Genomic DNA, 26,386 nt, shown 5'->3' with positions numbered 1-26,386 from the left:
GAAGAGGAGTGTTGTTGCATGACCCCCGAAGAGCGAATTGCCGTTTCGAGCTGGTCGCTGCACCGGCTGCTGGGCAGCACCTATCCCCATGATTTGACCAGCAATGAAGTGGGGAGGGAGGAGCTGACCTATGGCGAGGGCAGCGAAACCCTGCTCGACCTGCCTTCGGCGCTGAAACGACATGGCTATCACCGGCTCGAGCTGGTGTCGTTTCACCTGCGCAGCCGTGATCCGATTTATCTGGAAGAACTGCGGGCGAGCCTTGCGCATTCGGAGGTGCGGCTGCAGACCCTGTTGATCGATGCCGGCGACATCACCGATCCCGTGCATGGCGATCGCGACCGGGACTGGATTGCCGGCTGGATCGAAGTCGCCAATACACTGGGCGCAGACAATGCCCGGGTGATTGCCGGCAAGCAGAAGCCGACCATGGCGGCGCTGGATCGCTCGGTGGCTGCGCTGCGCATCCTCGCTGATCGCAATGCGGGCTCATCGGTGCGGCTCGTGACCGAGAACTGGTTTGACCTGTTGCCGACGCCGCAGCAGGTGCATTGGCTGCTCGATCAACTGGAGGGACGCGTTGGATTGCTGATGGATTTTGGCAATTGGTCGGGGCCGGGCAAATACGAGGCGCTGGCATCCATCGCGGGGCGGGCGGAGCTCTGCCATGCCAAGGCGCATTTCTCAGATATTGGGGTTCTCGATGAGGCGGATTACTCCGCCTGCATCGTTGCGGCCGAAAATGCCGGTTACCGCGGCCCCTATACCCTGATTTATGACAATGACGTGCTGCGGGAATGGGACGGCTTGCGCCATGAGCGGGACTTCGTGATCGGCTGGTCCGAGCACGAAGAAGAGGTCTAGGGCAAGGCGGCCGCGAGCGGGGTGGTCTGGCGCGGCATGCGGTTCCAGGCGTCCAGCGCGGCGATCTTGTAGGCTTCGGCCAAGGTCGGGTAATTGAAGGCATTCTCGACGAAATAGTCGAGCGTGCCGCCCAGATTGAGCACGGCCTGGCCGATATGAATGAGCTCGGTCGCGCCCTCCCCCACGATGTGGACGCCCAGCAATTTGCGGTCCTCGAGCGAAAACATCATTTTCATCATGCCCGACTGCAAGCCCATGATGTGGCCGCGCGAGGTTTCGCGGAAGCGCGCAACGCCGCTTTCATAGGGAATGCCTTGCGTGCGCACCTGCTGCTCGGTGAGCCCAACAGTTGAAATCTCGGGCACGGCATAGATGCCATAGGGGAAGAACTCGGGAGCGGGGTGCATGGCCGCGCCGCAGGCATGAAGGGCCGCAATCCGCCCCTGCTCCATGGACGTAGAGGCGAGCGAGGGAAAGCCGATTACGTCGCCGGCGGCATAGATGTTGCGCACATTGGTTTGGAAGGTGGCAGGGTCGACCTTGAGGCGGCCGCGATCCTGCGGGGTGATGCCGGCGTTTTCGAGCCCCAGATTGGCGGTCGCGCCAGAGCGGCCGGCCGCATAAAGCAGCATGTCGGAGCGAATGCGGCGCCCGTCGGCGAGGATCGCGATCGGCCAGCCTACGGAATCGAGCTCGACCTGATCGACCTTGGCTCCGAGACGCAAGGTGACGCCGCGCTGGCGCAGTTCGTGGGTGAACTCCTCGATGATCTCGCGGTCGATGAAATCGAGAATGGTGTCCTTGGGCTCGATGATGGTGACGGGCACATCGAGCGCCGAAAAGATGGTGGCGTATTCGATGCCGATCACGCCGGCCCCGACCACGGTCAGGCTCTTGGGCACGCGCGGCTCGAACACGAGGCTATCGCTATCCACTACGGAGCGGTCGTTGAAGGGGATATTGGCGGGGCGATAAGGGGTGGTGCCTACGGCGATCACGCCGTAATCAAAGGAAAAGACGTGCTCTTCGCCATCGGGGTCGGTGACGCTGATCCGGTTGGTATCAAGAAAGCGCGCCATGCCGCCAAAGGTGCGCACGCCATTGCGGGCGAACTGATGCTCGAGCACTTCGATTTCGTAATCGAGCGTCTTGCGCAGGCGCGAGCCCAGATCCTTGCCCTCGATCTCCTTTTTCACCCGATAGGCGAGACCATAAAAGCCGCGCTCGCGCCAACCCGAAAGGTTGAGCACGGTTTCGCGCAGGGTTTTCGAAGGGATGGTGCCGGTATGGACCGAAACGCCACCCAGGCGCAGCCGGTTTTCCACCACCAGCACCGAGCGGCCGAGCTTGGCTGCCTGCACGGCGGCACGGCGGCCGGCGGGGCCGCTGCCGATCACCACGATATCATAATGGTCCATGAAGACTCCTTGAGGTGCCGGTGACGGGAGGCGATTTCGCCCTTCCCGGGCAGGACGGGCAAGACGAAGCGGCGCAAGGCCGCAAGAGGGCGGGCTAGGCGGGCGGCGCTCCTGGTCAGAGCGCCGCAACCGGGGTGGGCAGGTCATAAAATTTTTGCACCACGTCCCAGCCCTCCTGGGCGGTGTCGACCACGTTGAACAATTCAAGATCATTGGGCGAGATGGTTCCGGCTTCCGCCAGCGCCTCGAAATTGATGACCTTGCTCCAAAAGCTCGCGCCAAACAGCAAGAGCGGCACCCGGGCCATGCGGCCGGTCTGGATCAGGGTCAGCGCCTCGAAGAATTCATCAAGCGTGCCAAAGCCGCCGGGGAACACCGCGACTGCCTTAGCGCGCAGGAGAAAATGGATCTTGCGCGTGGCAAAATAATGAAAGTTAAACGAAAATTCCGGCGTGACGAAGAGATTGGGCGCCTGCTCATGGGGCAAAACGATGTTGAGCCCGATGGAGGGCGCGCCCACATCGGCCGCACCGCGATTGCCCGCTTCCATGACGCCCGGGCCGCCCCCGGTCACCACCACGAATTCCTTGAAATCAAGGCTGCGCGAGGTTTCCGAGGCGAGGCGCGCAAAATCGCGCGCCACATCATAGTAGCGCGAGGCGGCTTCCAGATTGGTTTTCTGGGTCTGGTTCTTGGCGGCCCAGGCCGGCTTGCCGGGCTCGGGAATGCGCGCACCACCAAACAGGACCACGGTGGAATTGATCCCCGCTTCGCGCAGACGGAACTCGGGTTTGAGATATTCCAGCTGGAAGCGGACGCCGCGGATGTCCTCGGAGGTGAGAAAGTCGTCATCGGCGAAAGCCAGGCGGAATGCGGATGACTGGGTCTGGGGCGTATTGGGAGCGCGCTGGGAAGCGTCAATGTCCTCCTGGGAGGTACGCAACGGGGTGGGACGGCGTCTGGCCAAGAAAAGCTCCGATACGGGCAGTTGGGTTTTGTGGTGAGTTAAGCGGGCGGGGAACGCGGGGTAAAGGGTCGCACCCCGCAAAGGGCCGCGCCCTTATCATATAGGTATTTGGACCCGATCTTGAAGACGATGGCCGCGGCGGCGGGCAGATTGGTCGCCGTCGAGCCGCGCTCGAGCGCGGATCAAGGGCGCCCCGCACCGGTCTTGCCCCTTGCCTTTGCGGCCATTTATTCGCATATAGCGCCTCGGGAGGTTGGCGCGGACGTGTTCCTCGCCAACCGGGTCAGGTCCGGAAGGAAGCAGCCCCAACGAGACCTGCACGGGTCGTTGCCAGCCTCCTATTTATTCCCGAGCTGAGCCAGCGGCTCCCCGGTTTTTTCCTTTTTCACCATGCATTGGAGGGCAGGATGGCGGACGCTCAAACCTCGCCTTATCTGGTGCTGGCCCGCAAATATCGCCCGCGCGACTTCTCGACCCTCGTGGGGCAGGACGCGATGGTGCAGACGCTGGGCAATGCGTTCAAGCAGAACCGCATCCACCACGCCTTTATCCTGACCGGCGTGCGCGGCGTGGGCAAGACCACGACAGCGCGCATTCTGGCGCGCGCCTTCAATTATGAGGATGCGAGCGGACGGCACCCCACGCTTGACCTCTCGGTCGAGGGCGAGCATTGCCGCGCCATCATCGAGGGGCGCCATGTCGATGTGGTGGAGATGGATGCCGCGTCCAATACCGGCATCAACGACATTCGCGAAATCATCGACTCCGTCAAATACGGTCCGGTGTCGGCGCCGTTCAAAGTCTATGTGATCGACGAAGTGCATATGCTCTCGACGGCGGCCTTCAACGGGCTGCTGAAAACGCTCGAAGAGCCGCCGCCCTATGTGAAGTTCATTTTCGCGACCACCGAGATCCGCAAGGTGCCGGTGACCATCCTGAGCCGCTGCATGCGGTTCGACCTCAGGCGGATCACGCCCGAGGTGATGACGGATTATCTGCAATCGATCCTCGAGCAGGAAGGCATCGGGTTCGAGCCCGAGGCGCTCGCCATGATCGTGCGGGCGGGTGAAGGCTCGGCGCGCGACAATCTGAGCCTGCTCGACCAGGCAATCGCCCATGGCGATGGCGCGGTGACGGCCGCAACCGTCAAGGCGATGCTGGGCCTGGGGGACCGGTCGCGGATCATCGATCTGTTTGAAGAAGTGATGGCCGGGCGGATCGGCGATGCCCTGCAAACGCTGCGCGCGCTTTATGACCTCGGTGCCGATCCGCAAACGCTGATGGCCGATCTTGCCGATTTCACCCATCTCGTAACGCGCATCAAAGTGGTGCCGGCGGCGGGCGAGGATTTGTCGCTGACCCCCGACGAGCGCGTGCGCGGGGCCGAATATGCCGGGCGGCTGCCGATGCGAGCGCTGTCGCGGGCCTGGCAGATCCTCTTCAAGGGCCACGAGGAAGTTGGGCGGGCCAACAATGCCCTGCAGGCCGCCGAAATGGTGCTGGTGCGCCTGGCTTATGCGGCCGATCTGCCGACGCCCGATGAGCTGATTGCCAAGCTGGCCAACCAGCCCGCTCCCGCGCCGGCGTTGCCGCCCGGAGCGCCGATGGGCCGTGGTCCGTCCGGCGGCGGTGGCGGCGGGCAGGCGATGCGGATCGAGGCGCCGCAACCATTTCAGAACGAGCCGGCGGTATCGCGCACCCTGCCCTCGCCCGAGGAGGCGCCCCAGGCGCTGGCGCAGCCGGTGCTGGTGGCGACCCAACCACTGGAAACGGTGCAACCCGCGCCGCCTCCGCCGCCAGCCATGGCAAAAGTGGGGAGCTATCGCGAACTGATTGCGCTGGCGGGCGCCAAGCGCGACGTGTTGCTTAAGCTCGCACTGGAATCGCAGATGCGGCCAGTGTCGTTCAGCGAAGGGCAAATCGAGGTGGCGCTGGCCGAAGGCGCCGATCCCGGCATCATCGCCATGTTGTCGGCGCGGCTGCAGCAATGGACCGGTTCGCGCTGGCTCGTGACCGTATCGAGCAAGCCGCCCGAAGGCCTCACGTTCCGGCAGGAGCAGCAGGAGCGGCAAAAGGCGGCTCACGCGGCGGCCCACGAGGACCCGCTGGTGCAGGCCATACTTGAGACCTTTCCGGGTGCGAAGGTCGTGAATGTGAAATTGCGCGACGATGCCGTTGCGCCAGAGGCCGAAGCGGCCCCCCTGCCAGCAGAAGAGGACGAGGAATGAAAGACATCATGGGCATGATGAAGGCCGCCACCGAGATGAAGAGCAAGATGGAGGCCATGCAGGCCGAGCTCGGCGACCTCGTGGTGGAAGGCCAGGCCGGCGCGGGCATGGTGACCGTGTCGCTCAATGGCAAGGGCGAGATGCGCGGCGTGCGGATCGATCCGAGCCTGTTCAAGGACGACGATGTGGAAGTGCTCGAAGACCTGATCGTGGCCGCCCACAACGACGCCAAGAGCAAGGCGGAAGCCGAAATGCAGCGCAAGATGGCGGAAGTCACCTCCGGCCTGCCGCTGCCACCGGGCATGAAGCTGCCGTTCTAGGTTTGTTGGACTGATGTGAAGGCGCGGGGCATTCCCGCGCCCATCCCGTTGCGGCGCGTGGCGCCACCTCTTCGCCCATCGGCGTCGGGGCAGGAATGATGTTGATGGCGAGCGGCGGACCCGAAATTGAACAGCTGATCCAGCTGATGGCGCGCTTGCCGGGCCTGGGGCCGCGTTCGGCGCGACGGGCGGTGCTGCAGCTGATCAAGAAAAAGGATCAGCTGATGATCCCGCTATCGGCCGCGCTTGACCGGGCCGTCCTGGCGGTGCGCACCTGCGAAGTGTGCGGCAATGTCGATACGCAAAGCCCCTGCGCCATTTGCGCCGATCCGCGCCGCAACGAAAGCGGCATGCTGCTCGTGGTGGAAGATGTCGCCGATCTGTGGGCCCTGGAGCGCGCGGGAGTCGGGGCGGTGAAATACCATGTGCTCGGGGGCGTGCTGTCGCCGCTCGATGGCGTGGGCCCCGATGATCTTTCCATCGAGGCACTGCTGGCGCGGGCGCCCGAGTTCAGCGAGATCGTCCTCGCCATCAATGCGACCGTCGAGGGGCAAACCACGGCCCACTACATCACCGACCGGCTGGGGCATGGCACCACCAAGGTAACGCGCCTCGCCCACGGGGTGCCCGTGGGCGGGGAGCTCGATTATCTGGATGAAGGCACGTTGAGCCAGGCGCTCAAGGCGCGCACGCTGGTTTAGCGGACGCCCTTGTCGGGATCAAAGCCGTCGCCTTCTTCCCATTCGGTTTCATCGAGCGGCTCGGGCTCGTCTTCGTCATCATCGAAGGGAGCGCTGTCGGCGGCTTCCCCGGTGATGCCGGCGCGGCCATCCACATCGTCGGGCGAGAGGGCATCGAGGTGGTCCTCGGGATCCTGCGCCAGAACGCCCGTGGCATTGCCATAGTCGAATTCATCGTCGGCATCGGCCAGTGAACCCGAGAGTTCGGCGATGGCGCGATCGATTTCGTCGAGCAGCGGATCGGTATCGGGATTGGTGGCAAGATCGCCGGCCTGGCGGGCGCGGATCTGGTCGGCCAGTTCGCGCAGGCGATCGACGCGTTCGCCCGCCGGGCGGTCCTCGCCATAAAGCAGGTCGTCCACCTCATCCTGGCTGATCGGTTGGCCGACAATGACTTCGTCGACGGCATCGGCCGGTGCGGTGTCCTGCGGCAGGATAGAGCCGGGATGGTTTGTGGGCATGGCTTGCTTCCTTGAGCGAGAGTGTTCGAAGCACACAACGCGCCGGAGCGAGCGCGGGTTCACTGCACCGATCAACTGCTTGGGGGACTGCAACGGGGCGCCGGCCGGCTCGTTGCTGGATCAACGCAAGGAGCGATTGATGAGCAAGGCACTGCAGAAGGGAACGAAGGTGACGTGGAACTGGGCCGGCAGCACGGCACAAGGCACGATCGTGGAGCGGTTCACCGATAAGGTCACCCGCACCATCAAGGGCGCCGAGGTGACGCGCAATGCCAGCCAGGAGGAGCCGGCCTTTTTGATCCGGCAGGAGGATGGCGACGAGGTGCTGAAAAGCGCCAGCGAGCTGGAAGCGAAGTAGACAGGAGCGCCTACTCGCCGGGGCGAAGTAAGCCGCGGGCTTACTCGCCGGCGAAGTAAGCTACGGGCTTACTCGCCGGCCAGACGGGGTTGTTCCTCGAAATCCATGGCGTCGATGCGCTCGCCGCGCTTGTTGATCTTGCCGGTGGAGGTGAGGATATCGCCGATGTCGCGGCTGGCCTGGTTGAAATGGGTCTGCAGCTTATTGACCCGCTCGTCGAGACGCCCGAGATCGGCCAGCAATTCGCGCACCTCGCCCTGGATCAAATGGGCCTGTTCGCGCATGCGCACATCGCGCAAGAGGGCCTGGATCACCTGCACCGAGAGCATCAGGAGGGCGGGCGAGACGATGACGACGCGGGCGCGGGCGGCCTTTTGCACCACATCGGGAAAATGCTCGTGAATATCGGCGAAGATGGATTCGGAGGGCACGAACATGAAGGCGGTGTCCTGGGTTTCCCCGGGAATCAGGTATTTTTCCGCAATCGCCTTCACATGCACGCCGATATCGCCGCGAAACTGGGTTTGCGCGGCGCGCAAGGTTTCGGGTGAGTCAGCCATGCCCAGGCGCTGCCAGCTTTCGAGCGGAAACTTGGCATCGATCACGAGGCTCGGTGCGCCATTGGGCATGAGCACGAGGCAATCGGGGCGGTTGTTGTTGGAAAGCGTAGTCTGGAAGGAATAGCTGTTGGGCGCCAGCCCATCGGCAATGATCGCTTCCATGCGCCCCTGCCCGAAAGCCCCGCGGGTTTGCTTGTTGGCCAGAATGGATTGCAGCGACACGATCTCGCTCGAGAGCGAGGTCATGGTGGATTGGGCGCGATCGATGACCGCGAGGCGCTCATGGAGCTTGGAGAGCCCTTCATCGGTCTTGGCGCGGGTTTCCTGCAGGGCCTGGCCGACGCGTTGAGAGGTGGAATCGAGCCGTTCATTGACCAGACGCGCCAGATCGGAGGTGCGCGAGCCAAAGATCTCGGACATGGTTTGCATGCGGCCCGTCATTTCCGACTGCACCTGCATGAGCCCGGCGAGATGGCGCTCCATGGCTTCCGAGCGCGCCAGCACCGCGGCGGTTTCGGCCGCTCGCGCCCGGCCGGTGCGCAGCGCCGCCAGCAACAGCACCAGCAGCAGCAGGACGATGAGCCCGCCCCCCGCCGCGAGTGCCTGGAGCGGAGTGACTGCGAATTGGCCGAAAACAAGAAGCGGGCTTTCCATGCTGCTGGTTTAGGACGATTCGGGCGTTCCTCCTATGTTCTTGTGCGGCGCGGCGCAAACCGGCGACCAGTTGCGGAGGGAGTGACCCGGATTTTATGGGGCAACAACACAGGTTTAGGGAATGCCTACTCCCGCCCCCCGGCGCGTTGCGGGTGGAGCCAGGAGAGAGCCATGCCACGATATTTCTTTGATACCGATGATGGTGACGTCTTGTTCAGGGACGAGATCGGCTCTGACCTGGCTAGTGACCACGCCGCGCGCGACGAAGCCTCAAGCGCCCTGGCGGAACTGGCCAAGGACCATATTCCCGGGGCCTACCCGCAAAAGAACATCACCATGTGGGTGCGCAATGAAGAGGGTGAGCCGATCCTGCAACTGGCGCTGAGCTTTGCGATCCGGCCCCTGAAATAGCGGCGCGGGCGCTACCGACCAGTTCGCGCAATTCAGTCGAGCTCCCCGGCGTAAGCGGCCAACTGATCAATGGTGGTGCCCCAGCCATCATCAAAGCCCAGTTCGGCGTGCTTGCGGCTATCGGCGGCGTTTTTGTGGAGGACACGGGCGGAATAGCGGGTGCCCGGCCCTTCGGGCGTAAAGGTGATGATCGCCGTCAGCGCCAGCCATGGCTCGGTGGGACGCCAGCCTTCGGCCAGGGCCGTGGTCCAGACCAGGCGCTGCTCGGGCAAAACATCGAGAAAGCAGGCTTCCACATGGGGTTGGAACGGCCCCTCCCCTTCGCGCATCCGGGTTTCAAAGCCGCCGCCGGGGCGCAGATCGAGCTTGACCACCTCGCATTCGATGGGCGCCGGGATCCACCAGCGCGCGAGATGCTCCGGCCGGCTCCAAGCAGTCCAGACCTTGGCGGGCGCTGCGTTGATGAAGCGAGTAATGGTGAGTTCGTCGTCGCAAACAGTCATGGATTTGGCTCCGCGGCCAGATGGTTTTCGACATAAGCCGCGAGCCGATCCGCCCCGGCGCTCCAGAATGCACGTTGCTCGGCCAGCCAGCTTTCGGCTTGCAGCAGCCGCTCGGGCTCGATGCGGCAGGTGCGAATACGGCCGGTTTTTTCCGTCGCGATCAAACCTGTCTCCTCAAGCACCCGCAAATGCTTGAGAAAGGCGGGCAGGCCCATGGCGAAGGGCTCGGCTAGTTGCTTGACCGGCTTGGGGCCAGCCAGCAGCTGGCGGAGCACCGCCCGCCGTGTCGGGTCGGCAAGGGCGTGAAAGGCTCCGTCAAGGGCTGGGTCATAGTTCTCCATGTGGTGAACTATAGACATCAGTTCACCACTTGGCAAACTAAACCTGCTGCGCGTTGGTAAGGGGCGCTCAGGCGGCGTCCGGCGGGTCCTGGTCAAACTGGCCGGCGCCAGAAACGGGAGCAAGCCAGGGTTCGCGGCGCTTGATCCAGCCTTCGCGGGTGGGCACGAAGGCGGCCGGGACCTGATCGAGCGAACCCAGCACGATTTCAGCGCCGGTTTCGTCGAGGTGGAAGAGCGGCGCGCCGCATTGGGGGCAAAAGCTGCGCCCCTCAAAAGTGGCGTAAGTGCCGGTGACCGAGAAGCGCTCGACCGGCCAGTCGGCATAATACAAAAAGGTGCTGCCGGTTTCGCGCCGGCAATCGGTGCAATGGCAAAGGCCCACTTTGAGCGGTTCGCCCGTCACTTGGTAGCGCACCGCGCCACAGCGGCAACCACCCTGATAGGTTGTTGGCATGGCGTTATTCCTCCCTGTTGCGGCAACGGAACGGCCTTGGCGGGGTTCCAGCGCAGTTGACCGGAAGCGCCGAAAATACCATATCGGGAACAATTCCCTTTTTGCCTGGACGAATTAACATGGCTATCCGCCCCATTCTTGTGTTGCCCGACCAGCGGCTGCGTGCCGTCGCCGACGCCATCCCCGAGGTGGACGAGGAGATCAAGACGCTGGCCAAGGACATGCTGGATACCATGTATGACGCGCCCGGCATTGGTCTTGCCGCCCCCCAGATCGGGGTGATGAAGCGCATCGTGGTCATGGACCTGGCGGGCGAAGGCGAAACGCCCGATCCGCTGGTGATGATCAATCCCGAGATCACCAAGGTTTCCGACCAGATCCAGGTGACCGAAGAAGGCTGCCTGTCGATCCCCGAGCTCTACTATGAAGTGGAGCGGCCTGACGCGGTGACGGTGAAGTACACCGATCTGGATGGCAATGAAGTGGTTCGCGATGCCGATGGCAAGCTGGCCGTTTGCATCCAGCACGAGATCGATCATCTCGATGGCGTACTTTACATCGACTATCTCAGCCGCCTCAAGCGCGACCGGGTGATCAAGAAGTTCGACAAGGCCGCCAAGCGCGCCGCGGGGTAGCCACGCCACGACCACGTGGTTCGAGGCTGCGCTGCGCTGCGCACCTCACCATGAGGTCTACTGCAGGAGCGCAGCAGACCGATCATCTAAAAGTCTACCGAAGCTGTAGGCGTGCCCAGGAGTTTGCCGATGCGCGTTGTTTTCATGGGCACGCCCGAATTTGCCGTGCCGACCCTGTCCGAGATTGTTTCGAGCGGGCAGGAGGTGGTGGCGGTTTATGCGCGTGCGCCAAAGCCCGCCGGGCGCGGGCAGGCGGAACGCAAGTCGCCGGTGCATCTGGCGGCGGAAGCCATGGGCATTCCCGTGTTGACGCCGCGCTCACTCAGGGGCCCCGACGAGCAGGGCGTATTTGCGCTCCATGATGCCGATCTCGCGGTGGTGGTGGCCTATGGGCTCATCCTGCCTAAGCCCATTCTGGAAGCGCCGCGGCTGGGGTGCCTCAACCTGCATGGCTCCTTGCTGCCGCGCTGGCGGGGCGCGGCGCCGATGCAGCGCGCGATCATGGCCGGGGATACGCAAACCGGCGTCATGGTGATGCGGATGGAAGAAGGGCTCGACACGGGTCCGGTGGCGCTGGGCGAAGTGATCCCAATCGGACCCGACACCACGGCGGGCGAATTGCACGATACCATGATGCGGGTGGGGGCCGATTTGATGGGCCGGGCGCTGGCGGCGCTCGAGCGGGGCAGCCTTGATTTCACCCCGCAGCCCGAAGCGGGCGTCACCTATGCCAAAAAGATCGAAAAGGGCGAAACCCGGATCGACTGGTCGCGGCCGGCGGCTGAGGTGCACAACCATATTCGCGGGCTGTCGCCCTTTCCGGGCGCCTGGTTCGAGATCGAGCTCGGTGGCAAGCCGGTGCGCGTCAAGGCGCTGCGCTCGACGCTGGCGGAGGGATCAGGGGCGCCCGGCACGGTATTGCCGGAGCTGACCATTGCCTCCGGGACTGGCGCCGTGCGGCTCGTCCAGGTGCAGCGCGAAGGCAAGACGGCGATGGATGCCGCGACGTTTTTGCGCGGTGCCGGCGCGCTGCCGGAGAAGATCAGTTGATCGCGAAGTTCGAGATTTGTGCTCCCTTCCCCCTTGAGGGGGAGGGCCGGGGTGGAGGGTGGCCTTGTGGGTCACTGATGGACCCCCTCCCCCGGCCCCTCCCCTCAAGGGGGCGGGGAGGCCAGACCTTGGGCCGGTGCTGAGCCATGGCCCGGTTCAAGCTCGTTCTGGAATATGACGGCACCCCGTTTTCGGGCTGGCAGGTGCAGCCAACCCGGCTGAGTGTGCAGGGCGTGCTGGAAGACGCGATCGAGCGGTTTTCGGGCGAGCGGGTCGTAACGCAAGCGGCGGGCCGCACCGATGCGGGGGTGCATGCGTTGGGCCAGGTGGCGCATTTTGACCTTTCGCGCGCATGGGACCCGTTCCGGGTGCGCGAGGCGCTCAATTATCACTTGCGGCCCCATCCGGTGGCGGTGATATCGGCCGCAGCGGTGGACGAGAGCTTTGAAGCGCGGTTTTCCGCCACCGCGCGCCATTACGAATACCGTATCCTCAATCGACGGGCGCCGGCGGTGATCGAGCGCAACCATGTGTGGCACTTGCCCATGCCGCTCCAAGCCGAGCCGATGCACGAAGCGGCGCAGGGCATTCTGGGCCTGCATGATTTCACGACGTTCCGGGCGGCTGAGTGCCAGGCCAAGTCGCCGCTGCGCACGCTCGACCGGCTCGATGTGCGGCGCGAGGGCGAGCATATTGTCGTGGTGGCGAGTGCGAGGAGCTTCTTGCATCACCAGGTGCGCTCGCTGGTGGGCTCACTCAAGCTCGTGGGTGAGGGCAAATGGGCGCCGGAACGCTTGCGCCAGGTGCTCGATGCGCGAGACCGGCGTCAATGCGGGGCGATGGCGCCGTCAGCCGGGCTGTATCTGACCGGGGTCGACTACTAGACGGGCGGCGGCACTGCCGGCATCAGCATGCCGTAAAATAGCAGCAGCCCGATGCTGGCGCCCACCAGCTGGGCGACAATGAACATCGCCACCTGCATGGGCGAGAGCGTCACGATCAGGCGGGCAATGTTGATGTCGATGATGATCACGACGATGATCACGCCGAAAAAGGCAATGCCGCCGCCATCGCCCACCAGCAGCAGGAGCAGCGACAGGAAGGCAGTAAAGAACGTGGTCCAGTTATCGGCGACCAGGAAGGGCACGAAGCCATCGGTGCGCCCGAGCTGGCGCAGCACCACATAGGCGAGAGCCGCCTGGAGCAGGAACAACACGCCATTCATCAGCAGGCCACGGGTGGCCAGGCCCGGCTCAAGCCCAAGGCCGAACAATTGCGGCACAAAGGCCGAGATCGCGTTGGCCAGGAGGAAGGCAATAAAGGAGCCGATCAGGCCGCGCTGGCTGAAATCGAAAAAGCTTGCTGCCTGCCGGTTGCCGGTCAGGAGCGCAAAGCAGCCGCGTGCCGCACTGGCCAGTTCATCGCGAAAACTCGTGGTCGGCTGGGCCAATGGTTACTCGGCAATCATAGGGGGGACGCGGCGGGGTTCAGGAGCATGTAAAGGCTCACCGGCATGCCGACAAGCAGCGCGATCGTTAAAACTGCAAATGCGACCGAAACGCCTCGGCTCCAGCCGGCCGCAACACGCCCGAGGCGATAAAGCAAATAGCCCAGCGCGAGCCAGACCAGCAGCAGCGCGGGGCCGCCGATGAGGGAAACCACCGTCCCGGCAACAAGATAGGCCACCAGCGCATAAATGCCGGGGACCAGCAAAGTGCGCAGCGGAGCCGGGCTGGCCAGAACGCGCTTGGTGATCTGGATGGCCAGCAGCAGCGCCAGGATGGACAGCGCCTGCACCACCAGCGCCGAAGCGATGCCCATCATGCTGGGCATGCCAACGCCCATGGAGGCGAAGGCGACGGACAGAAAGGCGAAAAACAGGAAGATGGACAGCGCGGCCGCGAGGCCTGGATTGGTCAGGGTGAAGTGCTGCGACCAGGCGGGGTCACCGCGCAGCAGCAGCATCCAGCCGCGCCAGGCCCGGGTGAGCGCCGCCCAAAGCTTCACGCAACCGCACCGGCAAAAAAGCGGCGCATGAATTGCGTGTAGATCTCGGTCAGCCCAGTGAGATCGGAGATGGCGATGTGCTCGTCTATCTTGTGCATGCTGGGGCCCACAAGACCACATTCCACCACCGGACCATAGGGGGCAATGAAGCGGGCGTCCGAAGTGCCGCCGCCGGTGGAATATTGCGGGCGCTGCCCGGTGCGGTCCGCGATGGTGTCCGACAGCAATGCAACATGCTCGCCGAGGGGGGACAGGAAGGACAGCGAGGGGCGGCCGGTGACCTCGAAGCGCACGGTGGTGCCGGAGGGATCCACCTCGGCGATGCGCTCGCGCACCCATTGTGCCAGGGTGTCGGGGGTCCAGCCATCGTTGAAGCGGATATTGAAGCGCAGCGTCCCGGCGGCGGGGATCAGATTGGCAGTGGGATTGCCCACATCGATCGAGGTGAGCTCGAGATTGCTGGCGGGGAAATGCTCGGTCGGGGTGTCGAGACGCGTTTCGCTTAGGGCGAGAGCAATGCGGGACAGTACGGGGAGCGGGTTGTTGGCCTTTTCCGGATAAGCGACATGGCCCTGGGTGCCCTCGACGGTGACGACGCCCGAGAACGAGCCGCGCCGGCCGATCTTGATGCTGTCACCCAGGGTAGCGGCGGAACTCGGCTCGCCCACCAGGGCGAAGTCGAAACGGTGACCCTGTTCATTGGCCCAGGCCATGAGCTTGCCGGTGCCGTTGACCGCGTCGGCTTCCTCGTCATTGGTGATGGCGAGCATGATCGTGCCGGCGTCAGCGGGAATGGCGGCGGCAGCGGCGACAAAGGCTGCAATGCCCGACTTCATGTCGGCGGCGCCACGGCCATAAAGCTTGCCCTCGCTGGGGCGGGCGGTGAAGGGGTCACTGGTCCAGAGGGCTGGATCGCCAGGGGGCACCACATCGGTGTGGCCGGCGAACAGGAGCCGCCGACCGCCCTGCCCCCGGATCGCGAAGAGATTGTCCACCGGGTAGGAGCCGTCGCCCTCAAAGCGGAGGCGGTGGATTGCGAAGCCGAGCTTTTGCAGTTCGGTTTCGAGCAGGTCGAGCGCGCCGGCCTCTTGGGGGGTCACCGAGGGGCAGGCGATCAGGCGGGTGAGGAGGTCAACGGGGTCGGTCATATCGGGATGGTTCCGAGAGCGTGGCCCCACCCCACCCTGCCTCCCCATCGAGGGGAGGGTAAGGAGGAGCCTGCGCTGGCGTTTTAATCGCGGAGGAGTTCGTTGATGCCGGTCTTGGAGCGGGTTTGGGCGTCTACGGTCTTGACGATCACGGCACAGTAAAGGTTGGGGCTGGGCTGGCCATTGGGCAGCGGCTTGCCGGGGAGCGAGCCGGACACCACCACCGAATAGGGCGGCACCTTGCCGATATGGATTTCGCCGGTGGCGCGATCGACGATCTTGGTGGAGGCGCCGATAAAGACGCCCATGGAGATCACCGAGCCTTCGCCCACGACAACGCCTTCGACGATTTCCGAACGGGCGCCGATAAAGCAATTGTCCTCGATGATGGTGGGAGCCGCCTGCAGGGGCTCGAGCACGCCGCCGATACCAACGCCGCCGGAGAGGTGGACGTTCTTACCGATCTGCGCGCAGGAGCCGACCGTGACCCAGGTGTCGACCATGGTGCCTTCATCGACATAGGCGCCCAGATTGACGAAGCTGGGCATCAGGATGACGTTCTTGGCGATATAGGCCGACTTGCGGGCAATGGCGCCGGGCACGGCGCGGAAGCCGGCATCGCGCCACTGATTGTCGCCCCAGCCTTCGAACTTGGTCGGCACCTTATCCCACCAGGTCGAGCCTTCAGCGCCACCGGTCATGGCCTTGTTGTCGTTGAGACGGAAGGACAGGAGCACGGCGCGCTTGAGCCACTGATTGACCTGCCACTCACCATCCACCTTTTCGGCAACGCGGGCCTGGCCGCTATCGAGCAGGTTCAACGCCGTTTCGACGGCCTCACGCACTTCGCCCGTGGTGTCGGGATTGATCTCGGCGCGGTTGTCAAAGGCGGTGTCGATGATGCGGGCAAGATCGGCATGGGACATGGGGGGAACTCTCGAAAGATAAGGGGTGTGAAGGGAAAGGCAGAGCCCTCAGGCCGGGGCGCTCTCATGGTCGCTGGCGGGATAAACGCCCAGAATGCGGAACTGGTCGGTGAAAAAGCCGAGCTCCTCAAAGGCCAGTTGCACCGACCGATCGCTGGGATGGCCCTCGATATCGGCATAGAACTGGGTGGCGGTGAAGGCGCCGCCGACCATGTAGCTTTCGAGCTTGGTCATGTTGACGCCATTGGTGGCAAAGCCGCCAAGCGCCTTGTAAAGCGCGGCGGGGACGTTGCGCACGCGGAACACGAAAGTGGTCTTGGTGTTGCCCGGAGCGGCGCGGCGTTCCTCACGCGACAGCACCAGGAAACGCGTCGTGTTGTGGTCGGCGTCCTCGATATTGGAGGCCAAAACGTCGAGGCCATAGATTTCGCCGGCAAAACGCGATGCGATCGCCGCCAGCGTCGGGTCGCCTTTTTGCGCCACTTCGCGGGCCGAGCCCGCGGTGTCGACCGCATTGATGGTGCGAAAGCCGTTGTCGGCGATGAATTTGCGGCACTGTCCAAGCGCCACCGACAGGGACTGGACGGCGCGAATATCGGACAGCTGCGTGCCGGGAAGGCCCAGCAGGTTCATTTCCACCCGGAGATAGGTTTCCCCGATGATGAAGAGCCCGCTCTGGGGCAGCAGGTGGTGGATGTCGGTGATGCGGCCATAAAGTGAGTTTTCCACCGGCACGACGGCGAAATCGGCGCGCCCGCTTTGCACCGCGGCCAGGGTTTCCTCGAAGGTCACGCAACCCATGACTTCGTCGAGAGGAAACACATTGCGTGCCGCCGCATGGCTGAAGGCGCCATTTTCGCCCTGAAACGCAATCTTCCTGCTCATCGATACACTCCGCTCGGCTGTGGGTGCAGCTTTTGAACCCGAGCCCGGCGGGTGTCAATTCGGCCAGGGCCCCGGCAGTGAGCCCGGACGGGGGAAATGTCGCACCACCGGATTGGGCAGTTGCGCCTTGATGGGCTTTGCGACTATCTTCCGCGCGCGGCGAACCGGGTGGTTGAGGGCAGCTTCTTTAGGCAGTCGCAAGTTGAACCCGCTTGGACTATCGTTCGTTCGGGGATGGACTGGTAGAGAGTTTCACATGGATTCGTTTGAGATTAACAAGATCATGGGCGCCGTACTCGGCACCCTGGTGTTTGTCATGGGTGCCAGCTTTGTGGCTGAAGCCATCTACCACCCCATTGAAGGGCGTGGCCCCGGCTATGCGCTTCCCGAACCCGAAGCGACCGAACTGGTGGCCGATGCAGGGCCGGCGGAAGCCGCAGCGCCCCTGGGCGTGCTGCTGGCGAGCGCCGATCCCGCGCGTGGCGCAACGGCCGTCCGCAAGTGCCAGTCCTGCCACAATTTCGGCGAGGGCGAGGGCAACAAGCAGGGTCCCCATCTTTATGGCGTTGTCGGCCGCCCCGAAGGCGCGGTGGAAGACTTTGCTTATTCCGACGCCCTGATCGCCCACAACGCCGCGGGCGATGTGTGGAGCTACGAGAATCTCGACGCCTTCCTGACCAGCCCGCGCGATTATGCGCCGGGCACCAAGATGGCGTTTGCCGGCGTGCGCAGCCCCGAAGAGCGTGCCGATATCCTGGCTTACCTGCAGACCCTGTCGCCCGATCCGGTGCCGTTCCCGGCAGCGGATGTGCCCGCGACCGAAACCGAGGCAGGCGCCGAGCCCCAGGCTGAAGAGCCGGCCGGCGAAGAAGCCGATGTTGCGCCGGCAGATCCGGTTGCGCCCAGCAATCCGGCCAGCACCGCGCCCGAAAACATCACCGTGCCAGTGGCGCCCGATGCGGCGGTGGAAACACCCGAGGAAACCATGACCGAATCACCGGTGGTGGGCACCCCGACGGGCAGCGGCACCCCCGCAACCAACCAGGCGCCGGCCAATCCGATGGCGCCGACCCAGGCCCCTTCGCCGGCGCTGCCGAACGATCCGGGCACGCCCCCAGCCGCACAGTAAGCGGTTCAAGCCTTCATCAAGCCGCGCCCCAAGCGCGGCTTTCTTTTTGTCTAAACCCAGGACCTTCTCATGCTGCTGCTGCACCTTTCCGATCTGGACGAGGCCGGCTGGGCCGAGCGCCTGCGGGCAGCGCTGGGCGATTACCCGGTGGTGCGGCGCGGCGACCGGTTCGATCCGGCCGCCATACGCTACCTGCTGGTGTGGAAGCCCAAGCCCGATGCGTTCGAGGGGCTCGACAATTTGGAACTGGTGCTTTCCATCGGGGCGGGCGTTGATGCGCTGCTCAAGCATCCCGGCCTGCCCGATGTGCCATTGATCCGGTTCGTGGACGAGGATTTGACGCAGCGCATGACCGATTATGTGGTGGCGCAGGTGACCATGCATCACCGGCTCCATAGCCGCTTCCAGGCCGACCAGAAGGCGCGGCGCTGGAGCCAGCTTTACCCGCCCGCCGCCAGCGAGACCTGCGTCGGTATCATGGGGCTGGGCGTGCTTGGGCAGGACGCGGCGCGGCGCCTGGTGCCGCTGGGCTTTGCGGTGCGCGCCTGGAGCCGCACGCCCAAAGCGGTGGACGGGGTTGAGGCATTCGTGGGCGCCGAGCAGTTCGACGATTTTCTTGCCGGCACCGATATCCTGGTGAACCTGTTGCCGCTGACGCCTGAAACCGCGGGCATCCTCAATATGGAAACCTTCCGCAAGCTGCGGCGCGGCAAGCTCGATGGTGGGCCGGCGATTGTCAATGCAGCGCGAGGCGGGCACCAGCGCGAGGCCGACATCGTCACGGCGCTAGGCGACGGTACGCTGGGGGCCGCGAGCCTGGATGTGTTCGAAACCGAGCCACTGCCCGCCGATAGTCCACTCTGGGACACAGCCAACTGCTACCTCACGCCCCATATTGCGGCAATTTCCAACCCGCAAACCGGCGCTACCTATTTTTCGCAGGTGATTGCCGATCACGAGGCGGGCAAGCCGCTGCGCAATGTGGTGGATCGCGGGCGAGGGTATTAGGAGCGGGCTTAGCGGGACGCGACAGCCTCTACGAGGCTGCGCGGGGCTGAACGCGACAACCCTGCGGGTTGCGCTGGGGCGATTAGCTTGCGGGTTGCGGCGGGCCGACAACCCTGCGGGTTGCGGCGGACTGCGCGGGCGCGACAGCCTCTACGAGGCTGCGCGGGGGTACCGCGCCTTGAGCACACCGTAGACCGCGCGGATGCCGTGGTCGGTGGCGCCGAAGGGGCGGCCGGCGCGCGCTTCGGGGGCCCAGGCCATAATGTCGAGATGCACCCAGGCGCGGGCATTGGCGACAAAGCGGCGCATGAACAAGGCGGCGGTGATGGAGCCGGCAAAGCCCCCTTGCCCGGCATTGTTCACATCGGCGATCTTGCTGTTCATCATGGCATCGTAGGGCGACCACAGCGGCATTTGCCAGAGCGGATCGTCCAGGGCGAGGCCGGCGGTCATAAGCTCGCGCGCCAGCGCATCATCGGTGGAAAACAGCGCGGGCAGTTCCGGGCCGAGCGCAACGCGGGCAGCACCAGTGAGCGTTGCCATGTCGAGCAGCAGTTCGGGGCTCTCCTCATCGGCCAGCGCCAGCGCATCGGCCAGGATCAGCCGGCCCTCGGCATCGGTGTTGCCGATCTCGACCGTCAGGCCCTTGCGCGATGGGAGCACGTCGCCCGGCCGGAAGGCGGCGCTGGCGATGGCGTTTTCCACAATGGGGATGAGGACGCGCAGGCGCAGGCCGAGCTTGGCCGACACGATGGCATGGGCGAGGCCCAAAATATTGGCGGCGCCGCCCATGTCCTTTTTCATCAACAGCATGCCCGCCGCGTTCTTGATGTCGAGCCCGCCGGTATCAAAGGTCACGCCTTTGCCCACCAGCGTCACCTTGGGATGGCTGGGATTGCCCCAGGAAAGGTCGAGCAGCCGCGGCGGCTGGTGCCCGGCGCGCCCCACGGCATGGATCAGGGGAAAGCCGGCGGCGAGCAGATCCTCGCCGACGGTGGCGGCAACACTCATGCCCCGCTCTTGGGCAAAGGCGCGGATCTGACGCTCGAATTCTTCGGGGCCAAAATCATTGGCCGGGGTGTTGATCCAGTCGCGTGCCAGGGTCGCCGCTTCCACGAGGCGCTCGACTTCGGCGGGATCGGCGCCTTCGGGCAGCGCCAGCTGCGGGGCGGGCTTGCCTTTTTTATAGCGGGTGAAGCGATAGGCGCCGAGGCGGAATGCCACTGCCGCGAGCGTCGGATCGCCGAAGGCTCCGGCCAGGCGGTAATCGCCGGGCGCAAGCTTGGCGCCCGCCAGGCCCAGCACCATGGGGGAACGATCGCCCGCCTCGCCAAGCCCGAACAGATAAGCGCCAAGCGCCCCGTTTTCGCCTGGGACCGGCAGCAAGCGGCCGCGCTCGCCATCAAACGCATTGGCCTGCGCCCAGGCCAGCATGGTGGGGTCGAGGCCGGCCCCATCGAGCCCGCCGGGTGCAAGGCAGATGATGGCAATGGGCTGGGTCGTGGTCATGGCTTGGTCCCTGAGATCGTGCACTTTCTTAGCGCGCGTCGCGGTCCACCGGCAATCGCCAAAGCCCGACTTAACGGCGCGTTAGGGTTAATGTTCTACTAAAGCGAAGGCTTTCCTGGTTCGAGGTGTTTGCCGTGCTTGCCCTGCCCTGCCTACCCCCATTGCTGCGCTGTGCCGTGTTGGCGGGGATGACGACACTGCTGCTGGCCGGTTGTGCGTCGAACCGATCGCTGACGGGAGTGGAAACGCCCGCAGTGCAGAGTCAGCAGGGCCTGGGCGAACTGACCGAGCGCTACAAGCGCCAGCCCAAGGACAAGAACCTCATCATCCAATATGCCGCCGCGCTGCGCGATGCGGGCCAAAGCGGGCAGGCCGTGGCCGTGCTGGAAGCGGGGATGACGCATCACCCCACCGATACCGAAATCACCATCGCCTATGCCAAGGCGCTGACGGCCGATGGGCGCTTTACCCAGTCGCTGGCAGTGATCGACAAGGCCATCCGCCCGGATGCGCCGGACTGGAATGCACTACTGGTCAAGGGCGCAACGCTGGACCAGCTGGGACGCAATGAGGAGGCGCGCCGGCTTTATACGCAAGCCCTGGCCCTGGCCCCCGGGGAAGCCCCGATCGAGGCCAATCTGGGCCTGTCCTATGCCATGACCAATGAACTGCCCCGGGCCGAGCAGCACCTGCGCCGCGCCGTAACCATGCGCGGTGCCAATACCCGCGTGCGGCAGAACCTGGCGCTGGTTGTGGGCCTGCAGGGCCGGTTCGACGAAGCGCGTGCGCTTTATGCCGCCGAATTGCCGCCCGAGCAGGTGGAAAGCAACATGACCTATGTGCGCTCGCTGCTGACCCAGCAGAACCGCTGGGAACAGGTCGATCAGGGCTGAGGCTTGAGCCCGGCTGGCGCTCGCGGGGCGCTACAAGCTGCGATTGAGCGGGAGCGACGGGCTGCGCTCGCGCTGGGGCGACAAACTGTGCTTGCGCTTACATCCCCGTATTCATTGGGGTGGCAAAGACCTTGATCATGGCAGGGGCCAGGATGACGACGAACAGCACGGGCAGGAAAAACAGGATCAGCGGCACGGTGAGCTTGGGGGGCAGCGATGCCGCCTTTTTCTCGGCTTCCGACATGCGCGATTCGCGGCCTTCCTCGGCCATGACGCGCAGGGCCTGGCCCACCGAGGTGCCGTAGCGATCAGCCTGGATCAGCGCGGTCATCACCGAACGCACATTGTCGAGCCCGGTGCGGCGCCCCAGATTTTCATAGGCGCGGCCGCGATCTTCGAGAAACGACAATTCAGCGGTGGTGAGGGTCAGCTCTTCAGCAAGCTCGACGCTTTGCTGGCCGATTTCCTTGGCCACGCGCTTGAAGGCATGTTCCATCGACATGCCCGCTTCCACGCACAGCAGCAGCAGATCGAGGCAATCGGGCCAGGCCTTGCGGATGGAGGCCTGGCGCTTGGAGATGGCGTTCTGCAGCAGCAGCTTGGGCAGGTAGGAGCCCGCCAGCCCCGCGCCGATGCTGTAAAGCAGGCTGAGATAAACCGGCCGTTCGGGCGAGGGGGCCATGACAAAGAAGTAAAAACCCACCAGCACGAAAATGCCGATCGGCGTGGCAAAGCGCATGAACAAATGGGTGGTCAGGTGCCCCTGCCCGCGATAACCGCCCATGGCGAGCTTGTCGACGGTGGCATCGTCCTGGAACGCTTTTTTGAGGTCGAACCGCTCCACCACCTTTTTCATATAGGTTTTGGTTTCGGCATTGCGGCGAATGGAGGAGCGGCCATCGCTTCCCAGCGCGCTGCCGCGCAGCCGCGCCATCTCCTCGGCGCGCATCTTGTCGCGTTCCAGCGCCACGCGCTTGATGCGGGTCTTCATCTCCGTCTTGACGATCAGGCTCGAGCCAAAGGTGAACACCACGGCAGCCGCGGAAACCGCGGCCAGCACGGCAATCAGGAATTCGCGCTGGGTCAAAAGCTCGACAATGTTCACAACAGCACGTCCTTGCCCAGGAGTTTAGAAATCGAACTGGATCATCCGGTTCATCACGAAGACGCCGAATGAGAGCATCACAAAGGCGACGCCCAGCCACATATTGCCGAGCGGCGTGGTGAAAAGCGGCGCCAGATAAGCGGGCGACACGACGCTGACCAGCGTGGCCACGACGAAGGGGAGCGAGCCGATGATCCCCGCCGAAGCCTTGGCTTCGGACGACATCGCCTTGACCTTTTGCTTCATCTTCTTGCGGTTGCGCAAAACGCGGGCGAGGTTCCCCAGCGCTTCGCTCAGATTGCCGCCCGCCTGTTGCTGGACGCTGATCACCACCACAAAGAAGTTGACCTCGGCCAGGGGTACGCGCTCGAGCAGCACCTGCACCGCATCGGTCATCGACATGCCAAAGCTTTGCTGGTCGAGCACGCGCTGGAATTCGGACTTCACCGGCTCCTTGGCGTCCTTGGCGACGACGCGGATGGAATCGTTGAGCGGCAGGCCGGTTTTGACGCCACGCACAATGGCTTCCACCGCGTTGGGCAGTTCGTCGAGGAACTTGTCCTGGTATTTGCGCCGCTTGCGGCTGACATACATGCGCGGGCCCAGATAAGCGCCCGCCACGGCAAAGATCGCGGCGAAATAAAACGGCACCTGCACCAGAACCAGCAGCAGGAAGATGATCACGCCGGCGATGATGCTGTTGCGGATAAAGGTCGCTGGCTTGATGGTCATCCCGGCCTGGAACAGCAGCTGCGGCAGGTGCACGCGCTTTTTGGCGTTGAGGGCATCGGTCTGGCTCTTGAGCGCGTCCTGCACGCTTTTGCGGCGCTGGTCCCGCACGCGGGCGCTGTCGGTCGCAAGGCGCGTACCCCGGTCGACCTTGAATGCGGCGCGGCGCTTGGCGGCCCTGCGGCTGCTGCCGAGGGCCGAAGGCACCAAGGCAAAGCCGGCGGCGCCGACCGCGACCATAGCCAGAAGAGCAAGCAGGAGCGCGTTCACGGCTATGCCCCCAACAGCTCGTTCTGCTCGACATTGGCGTTTTCCAGCGCCTCGATCAGATTGGCTTCTTCGTTGAAATAGCGGGCGCGCTCGCTGAACTGGGGCTTGGTGATGCCGGTGGAGCGATGGCGCCCCAGCAGCATGCCGTTCTGGTCTTCGCCCATGATGTCGTAAAGGAAGATGTCCTGGGTCACGATCACATCGCCTTCCATCCCCAGCACTTCGGAAATATGGGTGATGCGGCGCGAACCATCGCGCAGGCGCGCGGCCTGCACGACCACGTCGATGGACGACACGATCATTTCGCGGATGGTGCGGCTGGGCAGCGAATAGCCGCCCATGGTGATCATGGATTCAAGACGCGACAGCGCTTCCCGAGGGCTGTTGGCGTGCAGCGTGCCCATGGAGCCGTCATGGCCGGTGTTCATGGCCTGGAGCAGGTCGAAGCTTTCGGGGCCACGCACTTCGCCCACGATGATGCGTTCGGGGCGCATACGCAGGCAGTTCTTGATGAGATCGCGCATGGTGATCTCCCCTTCCCCCTCCAGATTGGGCGGGCGGGTTTCAAGGCGCACCACATGGGGCTGCTGCAGCTGCAGTTCGGCGGAGTCCTCGCAGGTGATGACCCGCTCGTCCTTTTCGATGAAGGCGGTGAGGCAATTGAGGAGAGTGGTCTTGCCCGAGCCGGTACCGCCCGAGATCAGCACATTGGCGCGCACGCGGCCCAGGATGCGCAGCACTTCGGCGCCTTCGGGTGAGATCGAGCCATATTTGACCAGCTGCTGAAGGGTCAGCTTGTCCTTTTTGAACTTACGGATGGTGAGCGCAGCCCCGTCGATGGCGAGCGGGGGCGCAATGACGTTGACGCGCGAGCCATCGGGCAAGCGGGCGTCGCAGATGGGGGAGCTTTCATCAACGCGCCGGCCGACCTGGCTCACGATGCGCTGGCACACATTCATCAGATGGGCGTCGTCGCGAAAGCGCACATTGGTGAGCCGCACCCGGCCGCCCACTTCGATATAGCATTTCTGGGAGCCGTTCACCATGATGTCGGCGATGTCGTCGCGCGCCAGCAAGGGCTCGAGCGGGCCATAGCCCAACACGTCGTTGCAGATATCCTCGAGCAGGTCTTCCTGCTCGGAGATCGACATGATGATGGATTTGAGCGCGATGATCTCGGCGACGATGTCGCGAATTTCCTCTCGCGCCGCGTCCTGGTCCATGGTGGCCAGCTGCGACAGGTCGATGGAATCGATCAGGGCGTTGAAGATGGCCGACTTGGTGGCGAAATATTCCTTGTCGCGCTGCGCATCGACCGGGGTGCGCACATCAACCACCTCCTCACCGCGCAGGCGCATTGCGGCAGCCTCGTCGCTGGCCCGGCGCACCGGATCGGCACGGACGGGCGCACGCTCGGGCGGCCGCGCCGGCGGGGCTACATTGACGCCGGGAGTATTGCCGCCAAAGGATGTACGCTTACCAAACATGCTCGTTGTACCGTTCTAGCCAGCGCTTGCCAAAGCGCCTCAGGCTCGCTTTTTCAGGAATGAAGGCATTTTGAGGCCGGAGGACTTGCCCGCCCCGCCCGGTGCCTGCCGGCCAGTGACGTGCAGGCCGACGGCGCGGAACACTTCGTTGATCTTGTTGTTGGCCGAGACCTCGGCGATCATCTGCCCATTATTGGCGGCCGTGCCGAAGAGAGCCGCATCAAACGGCACTTGGCCCAGTAGCTGGCATTCGATGGAATTGGCAAATTCACTGGCGCTGATCTCGGGCCGGCGCGGCAGGCCGACCTTGTTAAGCACAAGGCTCGGGGCACTTTCGGTGGGGCGCAGCGCCTTGATGGTGTCGGACAGGTTTTTAGCGTTGCGCAGATTGGCAAGATCGGGCTCGGCGACGATCACCACCTCGTCGATGGTTGCGAGGGTGTGGCGCACCCAGGCGCTCCAGCTATGGGGAATATCGAGCACCACCACCGGCATGGACGCCTGGCACATCTCGATGATGCCTTCGAACTCGCGTTCCTCGAAATCATAGGTCTGGTCGAGGGTGACCGGCGCGGTCAGCAGGTTGATGTGGTTGGCCGCCTTGCTCATCAGGCGATCCAGCATGGTCTGGTCGACCTTCTGGTTGGCCAGCAGCGCATCGGCGAGCCCATGGGGCGGATCCTGGTTGAAGTTGAGCCCGGCCGTGCCAAAGGCCAGGTCCATGTCAACGATCAAGGAATCTTGGCGCAGCGTCTGGGACACCATCCATGCGACGTTATGGGCGATGGTAGAGCCGCCGGCGCCACCCTTGGCCGACACAAAGCCCACAGTGCGCCCGATCGGGGCGGCGCCATCGGAGGCAAAGAGTTCGGTGATGGCGCCGACAATGGTCTGGGAGGTGGCGGGCAGGACGATATATTCCGATACGCCGGAGCGGATCAGCTCGCGATAAAGCATCACGTCATTGACATGGCCCAGAACGACTAGCCGGGTGGAGGCATCGCATACTTCGGCCAGACGCTCCAGTTCGCGCGAAATCTCGGCGGGCTGGAGGGTGGTTTCGATGATGACCAGATTGGGCGTAGGGTTGGATTTATAGGTTTCCACTGCCCCATCGAGCCCACCATTGTGAGTGGTGAGGGCCACCTTAGACATGCGCCGGTCGTGGATGGCGCTTTCCACCAGCTGGGCGGTCTGGCTGTTTTCGCAAAAGGCCTGGATGGTGATGCGCGGAATGAGGCGAGCGCCCGAGGCGATCTCGGCCGCACCTTCTTCGATCTTGCGGGGCTCGGGGGTCAGAAAACTCATAACACTATTCTCCTTTGG

General features: G+C 64.1%; 29 protein-coding genes and 1 other RNA gene. 13 read left to right on the top strand and 17 right to left on the bottom strand.

Annotated features, from left to right (window positions below; all coding sequences use genetic code 11):
- Positions 1-18: 18 nt before the first annotated feature.
- On the top strand, positions 19-864 hold the full coding sequence (locus ELX51_RS02390; RefSeq protein ID WP_127752007.1) for a TIM barrel protein: 846 nt from the start codon (positions 19-21) through the stop codon (positions 862-864).
- Here ELX51_RS02390 and sthA read toward each other — a convergent pair.
- Together sthA and ELX51_RS02380 are read right to left on the bottom strand one after the other, a co-directional pair.
- Positions 861-2,282, bottom strand: coding sequence for a Si-specific NAD(P)(+) transhydrogenase (gene sthA, locus ELX51_RS02385; protein WP_127752006.1), 1,422 nt, complete (start codon positions 2,280-2,282; stop codon positions 861-863). The genes ELX51_RS02390 and sthA overlap by 4 nt on opposite strands.
- A gap of 115 nt (positions 2,283-2,397) precedes the next feature.
- Positions 2,398-3,249, bottom strand: coding sequence for an LOG family protein (locus ELX51_RS02380; protein WP_248305225.1), 852 nt, complete (start codon positions 3,247-3,249; stop codon positions 2,398-2,400).
- Positions 3,250-3,496: 247 nt separating this feature from the next.
- On the opposite strand from ELX51_RS02380, the gene ffs reads away from it, so the two are divergent.
- The 4 genes from ffs (at position 3,497) to recR (ending at position 6,498) form a co-directional block, all read left to right on the top strand.
- Positions 3,497-3,592, top strand: an RNA gene (gene ffs / locus ELX51_RS02375) — signal recognition particle sRNA small type.
- Between the two features lie 64 nt (positions 3,593-3,656).
- The gene (locus ELX51_RS02370; RefSeq protein WP_127752005.1) at positions 3,657-5,477 is read left to right on the top strand and encodes a DNA polymerase III subunit gamma/tau; all 1,821 of its coding nucleotides are present in this window, start codon (positions 3,657-3,659) and stop codon (positions 5,475-5,477) included.
- Positions 5,474-5,797, top strand: coding sequence for a YbaB/EbfC family nucleoid-associated protein (locus ELX51_RS02365; RefSeq protein WP_127752004.1), 324 nt, complete (start codon positions 5,474-5,476; stop codon positions 5,795-5,797). The genes ELX51_RS02370 and ELX51_RS02365 overlap by 4 nt, the downstream gene beginning before the upstream one ends.
- A 104-nt stretch (positions 5,798-5,901) precedes the next feature.
- Positions 5,902-6,498, top strand: coding sequence for a recombination mediator RecR (gene recR, locus ELX51_RS02360; protein WP_127752003.1), 597 nt, complete (start codon positions 5,902-5,904; stop codon positions 6,496-6,498).
- Here recR and ELX51_RS02355 read toward each other — a convergent pair.
- Positions 6,495-6,998 (bottom strand): hypothetical protein, encoded by a 504-nt coding sequence (locus ELX51_RS02355; RefSeq protein ID WP_127752002.1) that lies wholly within the window; start codon positions 6,996-6,998, stop codon positions 6,495-6,497. The two genes, recR and ELX51_RS02355, sit on opposite strands and share 4 nt — an antisense overlap.
- 139 nt (positions 6,999-7,137) lie before the next feature.
- Between ELX51_RS02355 and ELX51_RS02350 the strand changes: the two genes are divergently transcribed.
- Positions 7,138-7,356: a DUF2945 domain-containing protein gene (locus tag ELX51_RS02350; protein WP_127752001.1), complete on the top strand. Its 219-nt coding sequence runs from the start codon at positions 7,138-7,140 to the stop codon at positions 7,354-7,356.
- 68 nt (positions 7,357-7,424) lie between these two features.
- Here the strand turns inward: ELX51_RS02350 and rmuC are convergent, their stop codons facing one another.
- A complete protein-coding gene (rmuC, locus tag ELX51_RS02345; RefSeq protein ID WP_127752000.1) occupies positions 7,425-8,570 on the bottom strand; it encodes a DNA recombination protein RmuC in 1,146 nt (381 codons plus the stop codon).
- Between the two features lie 171 nt (positions 8,571-8,741).
- Between rmuC and ELX51_RS02340 the strand changes: the two genes are divergently transcribed.
- Complete coding sequence (locus ELX51_RS02340) at positions 8,742-8,981, top strand: hypothetical protein (RefSeq protein WP_127751999.1); 240 nt, start codon at positions 8,742-8,744, stop codon at positions 8,979-8,981.
- 32 nt (positions 8,982-9,013) lie between these two features.
- On the opposite strand, the gene ELX51_RS02335 is transcribed toward ELX51_RS02340, so the two are convergent.
- From ELX51_RS02335 to ELX51_RS02325, 3 genes are read right to left on the bottom strand one after another with little or no spacing between them, the layout of a single operon-like run.
- A complete protein-coding gene (locus ELX51_RS02335) occupies positions 9,014-9,484 on the bottom strand; it encodes an SRPBCC family protein (RefSeq protein WP_127751998.1) in 471 nt (156 codons plus the stop codon).
- Positions 9,481-9,843, bottom strand: coding sequence for a metalloregulator ArsR/SmtB family transcription factor (locus ELX51_RS02330; protein ID WP_248305224.1), 363 nt, complete (start codon positions 9,841-9,843; stop codon positions 9,481-9,483). The genes ELX51_RS02335 and ELX51_RS02330 overlap by 4 nt, the downstream gene beginning before the upstream one ends.
- 49 nt (positions 9,844-9,892) lie before the next feature.
- Complete coding sequence (locus ELX51_RS02325) at positions 9,893-10,279, bottom strand: GFA family protein (protein ID WP_127751997.1); 387 nt, start codon at positions 10,277-10,279, stop codon at positions 9,893-9,895.
- A 119-nt stretch (positions 10,280-10,398) separates the two neighbouring features.
- On the opposite strand from ELX51_RS02325, the gene def reads away from it, so the two are divergent.
- From def to truA, 3 genes are all read left to right on the top strand, one after another.
- On the top strand, positions 10,399-10,914 hold the full coding sequence (gene def / locus ELX51_RS02320; RefSeq protein ID WP_127751996.1) for a peptide deformylase: 516 nt from the start codon (positions 10,399-10,401) through the stop codon (positions 10,912-10,914).
- A 123-nt stretch (positions 10,915-11,037) separates the two neighbouring features.
- Positions 11,038-11,964, top strand: a complete 927-nt coding sequence (fmt, locus tag ELX51_RS02315) for a methionyl-tRNA formyltransferase (protein WP_206524686.1) — start codon at positions 11,038-11,040, stop codon at positions 11,962-11,964.
- Positions 11,965-12,110: 146 nt separating this feature from the next.
- Complete coding sequence (truA, locus tag ELX51_RS02310; RefSeq protein ID WP_127751994.1) at positions 12,111-12,848, top strand: tRNA pseudouridine(38-40) synthase TruA; 738 nt, start codon at positions 12,111-12,113, stop codon at positions 12,846-12,848.
- Here the strand turns inward: truA and ELX51_RS02305 are convergent.
- The 5 genes from ELX51_RS02305 to ELX51_RS02285 form a co-directional block, all read right to left on the bottom strand.
- Entirely contained in the window at positions 12,845-13,414 is a 570-nt protein-coding gene (locus ELX51_RS02305; RefSeq protein WP_127751993.1) for a hypothetical protein, read from the bottom strand. The two genes, truA and ELX51_RS02305, sit on opposite strands and share 4 nt — an antisense overlap.
- A gap of 14 nt (positions 13,415-13,428) precedes the next feature.
- Positions 13,429-13,971, bottom strand: a complete 543-nt coding sequence (locus ELX51_RS02300; RefSeq protein ID WP_127751992.1) for a hypothetical protein — start codon at positions 13,969-13,971, stop codon at positions 13,429-13,431.
- Entirely contained in the window at positions 13,968-15,119 is a 1,152-nt protein-coding gene (gene dapE / locus ELX51_RS02295; RefSeq protein WP_127751991.1) for a succinyl-diaminopimelate desuccinylase, read from the bottom strand. Before dapE ends, ELX51_RS02300 begins: the two co-directional genes overlap by 4 nt.
- 83 nt (positions 15,120-15,202) lie before the next feature.
- Positions 15,203-16,045, bottom strand: coding sequence for a 2,3,4,5-tetrahydropyridine-2,6-dicarboxylate N-succinyltransferase (gene dapD / locus ELX51_RS02290; RefSeq protein ID WP_127751990.1), 843 nt, complete (start codon positions 16,043-16,045; stop codon positions 15,203-15,205).
- 48 nt (positions 16,046-16,093) lie between these two features.
- Entirely contained in the window at positions 16,094-16,930 is an 837-nt protein-coding gene (locus ELX51_RS02285) for a prephenate dehydratase (protein ID WP_127751989.1), read from the bottom strand.
- 256 nt (positions 16,931-17,186) lie between these two features.
- Between ELX51_RS02285 and ELX51_RS02280 the strand changes: the two genes are divergently transcribed.
- Positions 17,187-18,059, top strand: coding sequence for a cytochrome c family protein (locus tag ELX51_RS02280; RefSeq protein WP_127751988.1), 873 nt, complete (start codon positions 17,187-17,189; stop codon positions 18,057-18,059).
- A gap of 69 nt (positions 18,060-18,128) precedes the next feature.
- Positions 18,129-19,067, top strand: coding sequence for a glyoxylate/hydroxypyruvate reductase A (locus ELX51_RS02275; protein ID WP_127751987.1), 939 nt, complete (start codon positions 18,129-18,131; stop codon positions 19,065-19,067).
- A 150-nt stretch (positions 19,068-19,217) separates the two neighbouring features.
- Here ELX51_RS02275 and ELX51_RS02270 read toward each other — a convergent pair whose 3' ends face one another.
- A complete protein-coding gene (locus ELX51_RS02270) occupies positions 19,218-20,576 on the bottom strand; it encodes a leucyl aminopeptidase family protein (RefSeq protein WP_127751986.1) in 1,359 nt (452 codons plus the stop codon).
- A 134-nt stretch (positions 20,577-20,710) separates the two neighbouring features.
- On the opposite strand from ELX51_RS02270, the gene ELX51_RS02265 reads away from it, so the two are divergent.
- Positions 20,711-21,469: a tetratricopeptide repeat protein gene (locus tag ELX51_RS02265; RefSeq protein ID WP_127751985.1), complete on the top strand. Its 759-nt coding sequence runs from the start codon at positions 20,711-20,713 to the stop codon at positions 21,467-21,469.
- A 97-nt stretch (positions 21,470-21,566) separates the two neighbouring features.
- Here ELX51_RS02265 and ELX51_RS02260 read toward each other — a convergent pair whose 3' ends face one another.
- The 4 genes from ELX51_RS02260 to ELX51_RS02245 are packed head-to-tail and all read right to left on the bottom strand — an operon-like array spanning position 21,567 to position 26,368.
- Entirely contained in the window at positions 21,567-22,574 is a 1,008-nt protein-coding gene (locus tag ELX51_RS02260; RefSeq protein ID WP_127751984.1) for a type II secretion system F family protein, read from the bottom strand.
- Between the two features lie 24 nt (positions 22,575-22,598).
- On the bottom strand, positions 22,599-23,573 hold the full coding sequence (locus ELX51_RS02255) for a type II secretion system F family protein (RefSeq protein ID WP_127751983.1): 975 nt from the start codon (positions 23,571-23,573) through the stop codon (positions 22,599-22,601).
- A 2-nt stretch (positions 23,574-23,575) separates the two neighbouring features.
- Positions 23,576-25,060 carry a CpaF family protein gene (locus ELX51_RS02250; RefSeq protein WP_127751982.1) on the bottom strand — a complete coding sequence of 495 codons (1,485 nt, stop codon included), beginning with the start codon at positions 25,058-25,060 and terminating at the stop codon, positions 23,576-23,578.
- A gap of 39 nt (positions 25,061-25,099) precedes the next feature.
- Positions 25,100-26,368, bottom strand: a complete 1,269-nt coding sequence (locus ELX51_RS02245) for an AAA family ATPase (protein WP_127751981.1) — start codon at positions 26,366-26,368, stop codon at positions 25,100-25,102.
- Positions 26,369-26,386: the final 18 nt, after the last annotated feature.

The organism is Devosia sp. 1566 (assembly GCF_004005995.1).
In the GTDB taxonomy this organism is placed as follows: domain Bacteria; phylum Pseudomonadota; class Alphaproteobacteria; order Rhizobiales; family Devosiaceae; genus Devosia.
Note: the sequence above shows the minus strand (reverse complement) of the source record. Positions and strands in the feature narration are given on the sequence as shown.